The 13,664-nt window shown below is 36.1% G+C and carries 15 protein-coding genes and 2 riboswitches; of the genes, 2 read left to right on the top strand and 13 right to left on the bottom strand.

Annotation, left to right across the window (positions count from 1 at the left end; genetic code table 11):
• From AC1DTM_RS10975 to AC1DTM_RS11020, 10 genes are all read right to left on the bottom strand, one after another.
• A partial coding sequence (locus AC1DTM_RS10975) for a sirohydrochlorin chelatase (protein ID WP_477000226.1) occupies window positions 1–397 on the bottom strand: 397 nt, incomplete at its 3' end.
• Window position 398: 1 nt separating this feature from the next.
• The gene (gene cobA, locus AC1DTM_RS10980) at window positions 399–1,175 is read right to left on the bottom strand and encodes a uroporphyrinogen-III C-methyltransferase (protein WP_088098856.1); all 777 of its coding nucleotides are present in this window, start codon (window positions 1,173–1,175) and stop codon (window positions 399–401) included.
• 86 nt (window positions 1,176–1,261) lie between these two features.
• Window positions 1,262–1,462 (bottom strand): DUF3906 family protein, encoded by a 201-nt coding sequence (locus tag AC1DTM_RS10985; protein ID WP_002158652.1) that lies wholly within the window; start codon window positions 1,460–1,462, stop codon window positions 1,262–1,264.
• 10 nt (window positions 1,463–1,472) lie between these two features.
• Window positions 1,473–3,095, bottom strand: a complete 1,623-nt coding sequence (locus AC1DTM_RS10990) for a nitrite/sulfite reductase (protein ID WP_199715526.1) — start codon at window positions 3,093–3,095, stop codon at window positions 1,473–1,475.
• Window positions 3,096–3,106: 11 nt separating this feature from the next.
• Entirely contained in the window at window positions 3,107–3,700 is a 594-nt protein-coding gene (gene cysC, locus AC1DTM_RS10995) for an adenylyl-sulfate kinase (protein ID WP_002158654.1), read from the bottom strand.
• Between the two features lie 12 nt (window positions 3,701–3,712).
• Window positions 3,713–4,849, bottom strand: a complete 1,137-nt coding sequence (sat, locus tag AC1DTM_RS11000; protein ID WP_016104294.1) for a sulfate adenylyltransferase — start codon at window positions 4,847–4,849, stop codon at window positions 3,713–3,715.
• A gap of 39 nt (window positions 4,850–4,888) precedes the next feature.
• Window positions 4,889–5,593: a phosphoadenylyl-sulfate reductase gene (locus AC1DTM_RS11005; protein WP_002158656.1), complete on the bottom strand. Its 705-nt coding sequence runs from the start codon at window positions 5,591–5,593 to the stop codon at window positions 4,889–4,891.
• Between the two features lie 85 nt (window positions 5,594–5,678).
• Window positions 5,679–5,822 carry a YezD family protein gene (locus tag AC1DTM_RS11010; RefSeq protein ID WP_002149491.1) on the bottom strand — a complete coding sequence of 48 codons (144 nt, stop codon included), beginning with the start codon at window positions 5,820–5,822 and terminating at the stop codon, window positions 5,679–5,681.
• Between the two features lie 72 nt (window positions 5,823–5,894).
• Window positions 5,895–6,003, bottom strand: a riboswitch (SAM riboswitch).
• Between the two features lie 113 nt (window positions 6,004–6,116).
• Entirely contained in the window at window positions 6,117–7,433 is a 1,317-nt protein-coding gene (lysA, locus tag AC1DTM_RS11015) for a diaminopimelate decarboxylase (RefSeq protein ID WP_016104293.1), read from the bottom strand.
• Between the two features lie 180 nt (window positions 7,434–7,613).
• Window positions 7,614–7,795: riboswitch (Lysine riboswitch) on the bottom strand.
• Window positions 7,796–7,884: 89 nt separating this feature from the next.
• A complete protein-coding gene (locus tag AC1DTM_RS11020; RefSeq protein WP_002158658.1) occupies window positions 7,885–8,283 on the bottom strand; it encodes a DUF3888 domain-containing protein in 399 nt (132 codons plus the stop codon).
• A 261-nt stretch (window positions 8,284–8,544) separates the two neighbouring features.
• Between AC1DTM_RS11020 and AC1DTM_RS11025 the strand changes: the two genes are divergently transcribed.
• Together AC1DTM_RS11025 and pssA are read left to right on the top strand one after the other, a co-directional pair.
• Window positions 8,545–10,431, top strand: a complete 1,887-nt coding sequence (locus AC1DTM_RS11025; protein WP_477000227.1) for an LTA synthase family protein — start codon at window positions 8,545–8,547, stop codon at window positions 10,429–10,431.
• A 165-nt stretch (window positions 10,432–10,596) separates the two neighbouring features.
• Entirely contained in the window at window positions 10,597–11,298 is a 702-nt protein-coding gene (gene pssA, locus AC1DTM_RS11030; protein WP_002158661.1) for a CDP-diacylglycerol--serine O-phosphatidyltransferase, read from the top strand.
• A 31-nt stretch (window positions 11,299–11,329) separates the two neighbouring features.
• On the opposite strand, the gene AC1DTM_RS11035 is transcribed toward pssA, so the two are convergent.
• The 3 genes from AC1DTM_RS11035 to AC1DTM_RS11045 all read right to left on the bottom strand — a co-directional run.
• Complete coding sequence (locus AC1DTM_RS11035) at window positions 11,330–12,301, bottom strand: 2-hydroxyacid dehydrogenase family protein (RefSeq protein WP_477000228.1); 972 nt, start codon at window positions 12,299–12,301, stop codon at window positions 11,330–11,332.
• A 148-nt stretch (window positions 12,302–12,449) separates the two neighbouring features.
• Window positions 12,450–12,614, bottom strand: coding sequence for a YozQ family protein (locus AC1DTM_RS11040; RefSeq protein ID WP_002158663.1), 165 nt, complete (start codon window positions 12,612–12,614; stop codon window positions 12,450–12,452).
• A gap of 68 nt (window positions 12,615–12,682) precedes the next feature.
• A partial coding sequence (locus tag AC1DTM_RS11045) for a histidinol phosphate phosphatase domain-containing protein (RefSeq protein WP_477000229.1) occupies window positions 12,683–13,664 on the bottom strand: 982 nt, incomplete at its 5' end.

The raw sequence follows: 13,664 nt of genomic DNA on the forward strand, positions 1-13,664 counted from the left end.
CTCTTGCAACAAGCAAAAGTGTTACTTCTTCTTCATAGTCTTGAATGCCACTTCCGTTATATACCGCTTTTACAAGCACTTCTGATACACCAAATGGATTACCATACACTATTTTGATATCCGGATATTCCTCGTTTAACTTTCGTAATTCAAGCGGAATATCTTTCTTTACATGTCCTGCCGCTAATAAAAAAACAGGAATAGCGACAATCTCTGTAGCACCACGCTTCACACATGTACGAAATCCTTCTTCAATAGAAGGACTCGCTAGCTCTAAAAAACAAATTTCTTGAATATTTGCCTCTACACGGTTCATACATGACGTAATAAATGCAACGGCTTCTTCTTTTGCTGCTTTCAAACGGCTTCCATGACATATATATAATACAGCCTTCATTTTACAATACTCCGCTTACTGGATATGCATTTTCCGCTTGTTTCTCAAACCAATGTATCTTTTCTCTAAAACGGACAACTTCTCCAATAACAATCATACTCGGATTTTGAATTTGTTCTTTTTTAGCAACATCTACAATTGTTCCTAACGTCGCTGTAACAGTACGCTGCATAGATGTCGTTCCCCACTCAATAATAGCGGCAGGTGTGCTTTGATCTTTTCCATGTTTTATTAGTTGTTCACATATGTAAGGTAAATTACTAACCCCCATATAGACCGCTAATGTATCTACACCTTTCGCTAAATTTCCCCACTTCACTTCCTCTTCAGCATCCTCTTTTCTATGTCCTGTCACAATAGCAAAACTTGCACTTGCATCGCGGTGCGTTACTGGAATACCAGCGTAAGCAGGAGCGGCTATACCAGCTGAAATACCAGGAATAATTTCAAATGGGATACCTTGTTTGGCTAATGCTTCAGCTTCTTCTCCACCTCTTCCAAATACAAATGGATCCCCGCCCTTAAGCCTCGTTACAACTTTTCCTTTCTTCGCATATTTAATAAGAAATGTGTTAATTGTCTCTTGCTTCATCGTGTGATAATTCGGGAGTTTCCCGCAATAAATTAAATCCGCTTCAGGCTTTGCGTATGAAAGCAACTCTTTATTCACGAGGCGATCGTATAAAATAACATCTGCCTTCTCGATACATTTCAACCCTTTAACAGTGATTAAATCCGGATCGCCAGGACCCGCTCCAACGATATAAACCTTCCCCATCATCTCTCCTCATTTCTACTATTAAAGTGAAACTTCCATCCTTTTATATGAATGGAAGTTAGAATACTTTCGTATTACAATGTTATTTACTCATGAACAACAAATGCCGCACCTTTTCGAATCTTCTTTTTTTCAAACAAAGAAATCTCCTTTACTTCTGGCAACGGTAAAAAATGCTTTTCAAGCTCAATCTCCGCAAGCTTAAATGCCTGTTCTTCACTTTGAGCAACAACGACTATTGGAACAACACTATTCGCTATTACAGCTTCAAATCGATATAAATCCATATTGTCCCTCCTAAGACGCTATTACTTCTTCTAATACACGATTTAGTACAATTTGTAATTCTTTCACTCCAACACGCCCTACGAAATCATAAAACGTTTCGGCTAGTAATTTATTCTTTTGGAAATAACTTAAAAAGGACACGAGAACATCCGGCAAATCTTCTCCATCTATTTTCCCTTTTAATTTTTCGTTATATGCTCCTCCGTCTAATAGCGTTCCGCCCACATATATTTCAAACGCCTCAACGATTCCCTTTTCCTTCGTTTTCAGTTTTATCCCTTGCAAACCAATATCAGCAATTTGACGTTGACCACAGGAATTCGGGCATCCTACCATATGAATTCGAACTGGAACATCGAGTGCAATTTGTGTATCTAAGTACTCTGCGATTTTGCGTAATCTTTCTTTCGTTTCTACTAACGCAAGATTGCAATACTCAATACCAGTACATGAAACCGCATGACCAATAAATGATTTCGGATTTGCAGAAATTGCTTCAAACAAAGGTTCACTTAATAATCCTGCAACATTTTCTGGCGGAACATTCGGAATAATGAAGTTTTGTGAGTTACAAGTACGAATTTGCCCGTTTCCATATTGCTTTGCAATTCTAGCAATCTCAAACATTTCCTCTGCATGTAAACGTCCTACTGGTACATTAAAGCCGACATACTTTAATCCTTCTTGTTTTTGATCTTGAACACCATAAAAGTATCCTGCATTCCAGCCTTTGAGAGCACTTTCCCCTTTACTTTGCAATAGGCCTGTGTATTCTACTAATTTCTCTTGAAATTTCTCAGCGCCCCAGTCAGCGACAAGAAATTTCAAGCGTGCTAAGTGGCGTTTTTCACGATATCCAAAATCACGGAATATAGTAGCAATTGCAATCGATACTGCCTTCACTTCTTCTGGTAAAACGAATACATCTAATTCTTCCGCTAAGTACGGACGAGCTGATAAGCCTCCGCCTACTTTTATGTGAAAACCAACTTTTTTCTCACCATCTATTTCTTTCGTAGCAGGTGTAAATGCCACACAGTTAATCTCTGCATTTGCTGAATTATAAATGTTAGAACTAATAGACATTTTAAATTTACGTGGTAGATTAGAAAACTCTTCATTATGTTGGAAGTAATCGTATATTTCTTTAACAATCGATGTTGTATCAAATAGTTCATTCGCATCAATTCCAGCAAGTGGATTACCTGTAATATTACGCGTAATATCACCGCATGCCCCCGCTGAAGATAAACCAACTCTCGCTAACCTTTTAAAAATATCCGGAATTTGCCCAATTTCTAACCAATGAAACTGAATCGCCTGTCTTGTCGTAATATCTAACACATCACGCCCATAATCTTCAGCGATGGAAGCTAGCACCTCTGCCTGCGCATTTGTAATAATCCCAGAAGGAATATTGACACGCATCATAAAATAGCCCGCTTCTTTCGGTCGTTGCAAATACAATCCCGCCCATTTAAAGGCGTCCCACTCTTCTTTCGGAATAGATTCAAATCCATTCTCCGCATAGTAAGGAATATCATTAAAGATTTCTAATCCGTCTTTCTCTAATTTCTTTTTCTCTGTTTGATTTAATTTTTCAGTATTAGCCCACACTTTTTCATAACTCATCTTTTATCCCCCTATATGAAACTACGCTCTTGTAAGTACTTCACAATTTGTTCTGCACATTCTTCAATAGAATACTTGTGCGTTTCTACAATTAATTCTTCTCGTTCTGGTTCCTCATACGGTGAATCAATGCCCGTAAACTGCTTAATATCACCTTGTCTCGCTTTTTTATAAAGTCCTTTCGGATCACGTTTCTCACATTCTTCAATCGGACACTTCACAAAGACTTCAATAAATTCATTTGCTGCCAAAAGGTCTCTAACTTGTTTACGATCTACTCGATATGGTGAAATAAACGCTGTAAGGACAACTGTTCCTTCATCTACAAACAACTTCGCCACTTCACCAATACGCCTTATATTTTCCATACGTTCACTTTCAGAAAAACCTAAATCCTTATTTAAACCGTGACGAATGTTATCCCCATCTAATACATAGTTTCCGATATTGTTTTCAAATAGTTTCCGAGCCACCGCATTTGCTACTGTTGATTTACCCGAAGCTGATAAGCCTGTAAACCAAATTACAAAACTATGATGACCATTCTTCACTCTTCTCTCTTCCTTTGAAACAGACGCTGCATGCCAAGTAATATTTGTATCCATCTCGTTCTCTCCCTATTCTGTTACTGCTTCTTTCTTCAAACCTTTAATTAACACTTCCACTACTTCTTTACGGCTAAATGCACTTGGTGGAATCTCTCCATTTCGTAACATTTCTCTTACTTTCGTACCTGACAAAATAACATGGTCCGCTTTCTCGTGTGGGCACGTTTTTGTCGAAGCCATCGCCTCACATTTAACGCAATAAAAACTATGTTCAAAAAATAGCGGCGTAATTCCTAACTCTTCCACCGTAAAGTCAGTAAAGATTTCCTGCGCTTCATATGTTCCGTAATAATTTCCCACTCCAGCGTGATCCCGCCCTACAATAAAATGTGTACAGCCGAAATTTTTTCTTACAAGCGCATGAAATATCGCTTCACGTGGTCCTGCATAACGCATCGCTGCGGGAAATACCCCTAAAAAAACGCGATCTTTTGGATAATAATTTTGCAGTAATACTTCATAACTTTCCATCCTTACATCAGCTGGAATATCATCTGATTTCGTTTCACCAACGAGCGGGTTTAAAAAGAGACCATCTACAATTTCAAGTGCAGATTTTTGAATATATTCATGTGCACGATGTACAGGATTGCGTGTTTGGAAACCAACTACTGTTTTCCATCCCCGTTTTTTAAATTCTTCTCTTGTTTCGATTGGATCTAAATAATAAGAAGCAAACTGATTATTTTCAGAGCGTTGTATTAGAATAATAGCTCCTCCAACGTAAACGTTCGGTCGATCGTACAATTTTTTCACACCTGGATGAGCCTCATCCGTCGTTTTATACACGAGTAACGCTTCTTTTTCTTTATCCGGTACAAAAATATCTTCTATTTGAATAACACCATATACAGTTCCATCTTTAACCAGGTTTACTTCTTCTCCAATTTTCAATCTATCCGCTTCTTCTTCTGTTACTGGTAATGCAATCGGTATACTCCAAACACTACCGTTTACTAAGCGCAGTGTTTCTACAACTGAGTCATAATCTCTCTTCCCTAAAAATCCTGTAAGTGGACTATATCCCCCTATCGCCAGAAGTTCTAAATCACTAAGCGCAATTTTGTCTAGCTCAATTTCTTTTACAATATTCGATATGTCATATGTTTCATCAATACGGTTTACTAATTTATTTGTTGTACTCATCTTTTTATATCCCCTCTTAGCTTTATTTCAAGATTTATCTTATTGAAAATGAAGTCCGCATTCTGTCTTCATTTTCCCAGCCCATCTTCCATCTCTTGAGTCGCCACCATCTCCTACAGGCAATGTACATTTTTCACACCCAATACTTGGATAGCCAACATCATGTAGCGGATTATACGGCAAACTATGTTTGTATACATATCGCCAAACTTCTTTCCAAGTCCAATGAATGAGCGGACAAATTTTAATAGACCGAAAACGATGATCTTGATTCACAAATTTTGTATGCTTACGCGTTTCTGATTGTTCCCTTCTAAGGCCTGATATCCACGCTTTTTCGGCTGCTAATGATTTTTCTAGCGGCAAAATTTTTCTGATCTTACAACAGAGATTCGGATTACTTTCCCATAATTTTTCTCCATGAAGCTTCGCCTGTTCTTCAAGTGTAAGTGCTGGCTGTTTTTCTATAATATTTAATGAAGGAAATCTCTCTCGTACCTTTTTAATTAATTCGTACGTTTCTTGAAAGTGAACATTTGTATCTAAAAATACAACTTTAGCAGATGGATTTACTTGGTTTATAAGATGCAATAAAACCATCCCTTCCACTCCAAAGCTACATGCATATACAATTTCACCTTTATATTCTTTATAAGCCCAACTTAATACTGATAGCGCGCCTTTCGTTTCATCTTCTTCTGAAAATGAAATACCATTTTCTTCCCACGTTTCATACGTCAACATGTTTTTTCCCCCTGTAAAAGCAAAAAGACGGTTTTAATCTATAAAATAGATTAAAACCGCCTCTAGTTTTTCTAGTCAGCGCTTTTTACTTTAAACGGACCTTTTCACTTTTCTCTAATTGAATCACTTTTCCATCTTGCACCACAATTGTAATTGAACCATATTTCATATCAGCAAGCATCGTTTGAATTTTTTCGGACACTTCATCAAAATGTTCCCGTACGCTCACGCAAACAGCCCCCCTTTTTATTCATAAAAAAAAGCTTTCCCATTTCGAAAAGACTGTTCGGTAATATATTTTACCTTATCTTTCAAAATGGATTCCATTTTGCTGGATTTAGCACCTTGCTTTCTATAAGCAGGTTGCCGAGCTTCGTAGGGCCAGTTCCCTCAGCTTCTCTTGATAAGCTTTGTATTTGTATTTTATCATAATTCTGAATTTTTTCAATCCTAGTTTTCCGATATATTTTAATTATTTTATAAAAAAGGAATTGCCCATCCTGAACAACTCCTTTTTTCATATTTAAACAAGTTCTTTAATACGTATGCGATCGTTCCCAATAATATTTTCATATGTTTCACGTTCTACAACAATTTGTGATGTTCCGCCCTTTGCAAAGACTACAGCCGGTCTACGAATACGATTATAATTATTAGCCATCGAGTACCCATATGCCCCTGTACAAGAAATCGCTAGTAAATCAGAAGAAGCAACTTTAGGAAGATTAATATCCCAAATCAGCATATCTCCACTTTCACAACATTTCCCAGCAATCGAAACAAGTTCCTCATTTTCATCATTCCCTCGATTCGCCAACATCGCCTCATAACGTGCTCCATATAGAGCCGGCCTTAAATTATCTGTCATCCCACCATCGACTGAAACATATTTTCTTATGCCTGGAATCTCTTTCACCGCTCCGACTGTATAAATTGTTGTTCCCGCATCACCTACAATACTACGACCTGGTTCAATCCATATTTCTGGAAGCGGGTATTCACATACTGTAAACTGCTCTCTCACCGTACTTGTTACAGCGTGCACATACGTTTCAAGTGTTAACGGTGTATCAGACTCCGTATAACGTATACCGAAACCTCCGCCGACATTTAATACTTTCACCACATAGTTTGTTCGCTCTCTCACTTCTTCTAAAAATTGACGTAGTACTTCAATTGCTCGAACAAAACCAGCCGTTTCGAATATTTGTGATCCGATGTGCGAGTGAATTCCTAGCACATTATAATTTGATTTTTGCAAAGCTAGCTCAATTGCTTGCATCGCTTGACCATTTGAAACACCAAATCCAAACTTCGAATCCTCTTGACCTGTTGTTATATATTCGTGTGTATGTGCCTCTACTCCGGGCGTTACACGGATTAATATGTTCACAAATTTCCCATGTTGCACTGCTAAATCATGTAAAATTTCTAATTCTAAGAAATTATCTACCACAAAACAACCAATATTTGCCTGAAGAGCCATAATCATTTCTTCTTCTGTTTTATTATTTCCGTGAAAATGAATGCGCGAAGCCGGAAATCCTGCTTGGAGTGCAGTATATAATTCTCCTCCAGAGACAACGTCTAAAGACATATTTTCTTCACGAGCTACTCGGCACATCTCCATGCACAAGAACGCCTTGCTAGCATATGCTACTTGATAAGAGAAACCACTTTCTTTAAAAGCACGATGAAACGCACGACATTTTCCTCGAATAGACTCTTCATCGTATACATAAAGTGGTGTTCCGTATTGTTTTGCTAGTTGCGTCGTATCGCACCCTCCAATTTCTAAGTGTCCTTGCCCATTGATTCGGCTTGTGCCGTGTAAATACATTTGAATTCCTCCCTTATTTCCTCTAAAACTCATAACCCCAATCTTCTATTCATTGCAGCACGTTTTTAGATAGACAAAAAACGCGCGGAACAATGTTCACACGCGTTTCTTATTAGGAAAAATATATATTGAAAAAATAAACAAGTTGTTATCTTCTCAAAATAAGAAACCGCATCAACATCTCCAAATAGCTCTCCATAAAATAAATATTATGACAGTACTACATTTATTCAATGCAGTCCCAATATATGAATAACGTGGTCATTCTTATATTTCGGCAATAGTCCCTTTCAACCTATGATCACAGATTCCACTAAATCTCCCATAGCTTACTCTTTCCTATCGCGGCCTCTACCTTTGAGAGTAGATGAGGTAAGTCTATTTAATTTTCAAACATCTAATTGTTGCTATTAACAATACCAAAGGACCATTTTATTTGTCAAACAATTTTTTATATTGTTTTTTTACAGTTTAATTTCGTATCATTTGGTAAGCGCTTTATAGAAATTTTTGTAACAGTCCATTCTCCTTCTTCATTGTTAAACGTCATACTTATCTTCTCAAACGGCGGAAGTACTTTTCCACCTATTCCTGATTCATATTTCGTTATTTCAATTACTGCTTGAAATAAATATGTACCGCTATAAAGTTTTTTTAGACTAATAATTTTGGGACAATCAAACGGTTTTAATTTTCCATATTGTTTCTCAATCGCTTCATTCATTTTTGGAAATAACACAGAATAAAGAGCATCTTCCATGAGCGGTGCATCATATTGTGCTACTGATACACTCGGTGAAACAAAAAGCATAAAACTAATGCATACTATAAAATATAATAATTTCCGCATCATAACCTCCGTATCATTACGCGATACTTTCCATGTTTAACGAATGATAATAATCATACATAGAAATTCCATTTTATTGTCTCCCACTTCGCTTTTTCTACTCAATTGTTGCAAAAAAAGCCCACAACTCTCCTTTATTTTCGTATAATGATACTCATAGTATAATAATCATAATAATAAAGGACTGTTCGTATATATATAGTGAGACGATTTTCAAACAAACTCACAGGAACTGTCATGCTTTTAAGAGAGGAGTATATTATGCTACAACATCTGTTTCCAAAATTACGATTTGCACTCGTTGCAGTCGTTTTATTATGGATTAAAACATATATTGTGTACAAGCTAGCATTTGATATTAAAATTGATAATTTCTTTGAAGAATTTATGCTTTTTATTAATCCACTAGCTTCATTACTTTTATTTTTCGGTTTAGCTTTACTTGCATCTAAGTACCGAAACCGAATTATTATTGGAATTAGTTTTATACTGTCATTTATTTTATTTGGAAATGCAATGTTTTACGGGTTCTATAACGATTTTGTTACTTTTCCTGTTTTATTCCAAACAAATAATATGGCTGACTTAGGAACGAGCATTAAAGAGCTCTTTACGTACAAGACATTACTTTTATTTGCAGATGCAATTATTTTAATGTTTATTTCACGTAAATTCCCATCATTTTGTGACAGGACGCCACTTTCTCGTTCTGAGAAACGGACTTTCTTTAGTGGTGTAACAGCGCTATTGGCACTGCAAATTACTGTTTYAGTTATTTATAAACCACAAATGTTCTCACGCTCATTTGATCGTCAAACTGTCGTGAAAAACTTAGGTTTATACACATATCATCTATTCGATATTACACTTCAATCTAAATCTTCGGCTGAACGTGTATTTGCAAGTGGCGACGGATTCTCCGAAATTAAAAATTATACTGACGCAAAAGATAAGCAAGTCGATAAAAACTTATTTGGAGCTGCAAAAGGTAAAAATGTAATTTTAATTTCAATGGAGTCTACACAAAGTTTTGTTATTAATAAAAAAATAAATGGAAAAGAGATTACTCCATTTTTAAATCAGTTTATAAAAGATAGTTTTTACTTCGATAACTTCTATCATCAAACAGGACAAGGTAAAACTTCCGATGCTGAATTTATCGTTGAAAACTCACTTTATCCGTTAGACCGTGGTTCTGTATTCTTTACTCATGCAACAAATGAATATACTGCCACACCCGAACAGTTAAAGAAATACGGATATTCTTCCGCTGTCTTCCATTCAAACGATAAAACATTTTGGAATCGTGATGTAATGTATCCTGCACTTGGATATGATCGTTATTTTAATTTAAATGATTACGTAGGCACTGAACAAATGTCTGTCGGTTGGGGATTAAAAGATAAAGAGTTCTTTGAACAATCTATTCCAAAGTTAAAATCTTTACCGCAACCGTTCTATACGAAATTTATTACTTTAACAAATCATTTTCCGTTTCTCTTAAGTCCAGAAGATCAATATGTTGATGAGTTTAATTCGGAAAGCGGTGTTCTAAACCGCTATTTCCCAACGGTTCGCTACACGGATGAAGCTCTCAAATTATTCATTAACCAATTAAAAGAAGAAGGACTATACGACAATTCCGTTATTGTCATTTATGGGGATCACTACGGCATTTCCGAAAACCATAATGCAGCTATGGCTCAGTTCCTTGGGAAAGACGCTATTACACCATTTGATTCTATGCAATTACAGCGCGTCCCCCTCATTATTCATGTACCAGGTCAAGAAGGAAAAGTTATCTCTAAAGTATCAGGACAAATTGATATTAAACCAACGCTGCTTCATTTACTTGGTATTAAAACGAATCAATCAGTTGAATTTGGAACTGACTTATTTATAAAAGAAAAAGATCCACTTATGGTAATGCGAGATGGTAGTTTTGTAACAGAGGATTATGTGTATACAAAAAATATGTGCTACAAAAGAAGCTCAGGTGAAGAGGCAGATGTAGCACTGTGTCAGCCGTATATTGAAAAAGCAAAAACAGATTTAAAACTCTCTGACAAACTGATTTATGGAGATTTATTAAGATTCGATCCTAACAATCGATTTAAAACTGGAACGATGACAACGAAATTTGAATAATGTAGGAAGCAACTTTGTGAAAAGTTGCTTCTTTTTTACTTACACTTCAAATCTTTCACAAATTGGGAATTTCTTTCGTATGAGAAAGAAATTTATGGTATGATAAAATAAGTAAACTTTCGTACACTAATTAAGAATTTATAACAGAAAGCAAGGGATCAGATTTTGTATAGAGCAGCTATTCCAAACTTATTTACGCTCGGAAATTTATATAGCGGATTCTTGTCAATCGGCTATGCATCTTTAGGATATTATAAATCAGCTGCTATTTTAGTACTTATCGGGATGATGTTAGATAGTCTTGATGGTCGTGTTGCTCGTTTATTACGCGTTGATTCACAAATGGGAAAAGAGCTTGATTCACTCGCAGATGTTGTAACATTTGGCGCAGCACCTGCTGTTTTAATGTATTACACATCTTTTTCCAACTACGGAATCATTGGACTATACATAGCGGGATTATTCCCACTGTTCGGAGCATATCGCTTAGCACGATTTAATGTAACACCATCTTCTACTTCCATGAAATATTTCACTGGAGTTCCGATTACTGCAGCTGGAGGGCTTGTCGCTTTCCTAACATTATTTTCAAATACCATTCCAAAAATCGTTCTTATTACAGTATTTGTAACGTTCGCATTTTTAATGGTGAGCCGAATTCGCATCCCAAGTTTAAAAGATGTACCAATTCCACGATATAGCATAATTATTACACTATTTTTAGTTGGAAGTATTATCACAATGTACCAAACAGGTTTTGGTAATTTTTCTGTTTTCTTATTCATTGCCATTCCACTATATATTTTGTATATGCTATCTCAATTCCTTAGACAAAGACCTTCTAAAAAAGCAAATAAAGAAAAATAAAAGAAACCTTCCGAAATTGGAAGGTTTCTTTTTATTTTGTAACCAATACTTTTTGATTTACAGGTGTTACAGGTTCTTCACCGTTTAATACAGCTAAAATATTTCTTACTGCCATTTCAGCCATCGCATCACGCGTTTCAAACGTTGCATTCCCTACGTGAGGTGCAAGTACCACATTCTTTAATCCTTTTAGCTCTTCTGTAATTTTCGGTTCAAATTCAAATACATCAAGAGCTGCACCTTCAATTTCATTCGTTTTTAGTGCATGAGCAAGTGCAAATTCATGCATAATTGGTCCACGTGAAGCATTTATAATATATGCTGTTTTCTTCATCATTTTAAACTGTTCTTCATCAATCATATGATGTAATTTCGGATTATAAGCACAGTTAATTGTAATAAAGTCCGCTGTTTGTAATAATTCTTCCAATGTTACATATGTTGCTCCCAGTTCACTTTCAGCTTCAGGCTTACGATTTGGCCCTGTATATAAAATATCCATTCCAAATGCTTTCGCACGCTTTGCAACTGCCTTCCCTATTTCTMCAAGGCCAATAATTCCAATTGTCTTACCGTGCACTTCGCGGCCCAAGAAAAATAATGGTGCCCAGCCGTTAAATCCAGTTGTACGACATAACGTATCCCCTTCAGGAATTCTACGTGCCGCTGCTAAAAGAAGTGCAAATGTTAATTCTGCTGTCGCTTCAGTTGATACTTTCGGTGTATTCGATACTACAATTCCTTTTTCTCCTGCATACGTAAAATCAATATTGTCGTAACCAGCACCGTAGTTTGCAACAATCTTTAAATGAGGTGCCGCATCAATAACTTCTTTCGTCACCTTTGTAGAAAGTAAGCTTAACAATGCATCTTTATCTTTTACACGCTCTGTTAATTCATCTAAAGAAATTAACTCTTCTTTATCGTACATTTCTACATCATGATCCTTTAATAGTTCTAATCCGATTTCTGGAATTTTCCCTGCAACTAATATTTTCGCCACTACTAACACCTCTTCTATACAAAATAAAATATCTCTTATATTTCATTGTAAGAAATCCACATGTAAAAACCAAGGAATTTGATTATAGTTTTGAAAATCGACACTTTTTTACCCATAAGAAAAGAGGAGATTCATCTCTCCCCTCTTCTTACGCTTTCTCTTGCGATTCTTGCCCAAGCTTTGCATCGATTGTTCCTTCTGCAACTGTATCACTAATTTGTTCCTCGATAACTGAGTTAGCTGTATTATTCGTTTCAGAAGTATACGCTTGATCTGCCGCTTGTACGTTTTGTTTATTTTGTTGTTTCGCCATTTTCCACCCTCCTTTTCATTCTTTCTTATTTTGAACAAAAAGGGTCGTTTTCATCAAAAAATCGTGTTTTATTTTGAAATTGTTACTTCTTCTTCAAGCAATCTCATCGTTCTTACTCGTTTCGTAAATGTAGCTATGTGAGAAATATCATGATTGCGTAATGTCTTTATATTCTCTTCCACATACTTTCCTAAATCATTCGGATAATGAGCATCTGAGGATAGAGTAATCGGAACTCCATACTTAGCTAATACTTGCAAATAAAGCGGACTTGGACACATTTCGCGCACAGGATAGCGATAGTACAATCCCGCATTTATTTCTGTTGCGGTATTTGTTTCTACTAACGCACGAGCAATTTCCTTATAATAAGAAAGCTGTTTATTCTCATCTAACCGGTAATTAAATACTTTTATGTTATCAAGATGAGCTATTATATCAAAGAGCTCAGAACGAACGGCACTTTCAACTGTAGCGAAAAACGTGTGATATAAAGTATGTAACTCATGCGTATCAAAATACTCTTTCGTATCTGGATTATCAAATCCCCATCCATCTATAAAATGGACCGAACCGATTACATAATCAAAGTCTCCTAGTGCTAGCAAACCTTTTAACTCTTGTTCCCCGCCGATAAAATAATCTGCTTCAATTCCAAGCTTAAGCGTTATCCCCCGTTTACTCCATCGCTCTTTTGCATCTTCAATCGCCTTTGTAAATTCAGAAATAGACGTTACTCTTACTTGATCTAACCATTCCTTCTGTAAACGACCAAGCTTTGAATGACTAATATCTACATATTTCTCATAATATCCTTGCGCCTCGCGAAAACGATATAAATGATCAACAATACCAACTTCTTTTATACCTTTTCGTAAAGCTTCTTCTAAATATAAATCAATCCATTTTGCTGTAAACGGCCCTTCCTTCACACGTTTTTGCAAACGTTCTTGCGTTTTTATAAGCCACTCCATAGAATGTTTTTCTTCTTTAAGCGGTTCATAATATTGTAGTGCTTCATTTATTTTAGCAAGCCAACCTATTGAATAC

It is taken from the genome of Bacillus sp. P4_D3 (assembly GCF_056401855.1).

What these genes read in the sequence shown, in the direction of transcription:
- cobA (WP_088098856.1), bottom strand. Translation starts at nt 1,175, where the DNA reads ATGGGGAAGGTTTATATCGTTGGAGCGGGTCCTGGCGATCCGGATTTA.
- AC1DTM_RS10985 (WP_002158652.1), bottom strand. Translation starts at nt 1,462, where the DNA reads ATGGATTTATATCGATTTGAAGCTGTAATAGCGAATAGTGTTGTTCCA.
- AC1DTM_RS10990 (WP_199715526.1), bottom strand. Translation starts at nt 3,095, where the DNA reads ATGAGTTATGAAAAAGTGTGGGCTAATACTGAAAAATTAAATCAAACA.
- cysC (WP_002158654.1), bottom strand. Translation starts at nt 3,700, where the DNA reads ATGGATACAAATATTACTTGGCATGCAGCGTCTGTTTCAAAGGAAGAG.
- sat (WP_016104294.1), bottom strand. Translation starts at nt 4,849, where the DNA reads ATGAGTACAACAAATAAATTAGTAAACCGTATTGATGAAACATATGAC.
- AC1DTM_RS11005 (WP_002158656.1), bottom strand. Translation starts at nt 5,593, where the DNA reads ATGTTGACGTATGAAACGTGGGAAGAAAATGGTATTTCATTTTCAGAA.
- lysA (WP_016104293.1), bottom strand. Translation starts at nt 7,433, where the DNA reads ATGTATTTACACGGCACAAGCCGAATCAATGGGCAAGGACACTTAGAA.
- AC1DTM_RS11020 (WP_002158658.1), bottom strand. Translation starts at nt 8,283, where the DNA reads ATGCGGAAATTATTATATTTTATAGTATGCATTAGTTTTATGCTTTTT.
- AC1DTM_RS11040 (WP_002158663.1), bottom strand. Translation starts at nt 12,614, where the DNA reads ATGGCGAAACAACAAAATAAACAAAACGTACAAGCGGCAGATCAAGCG.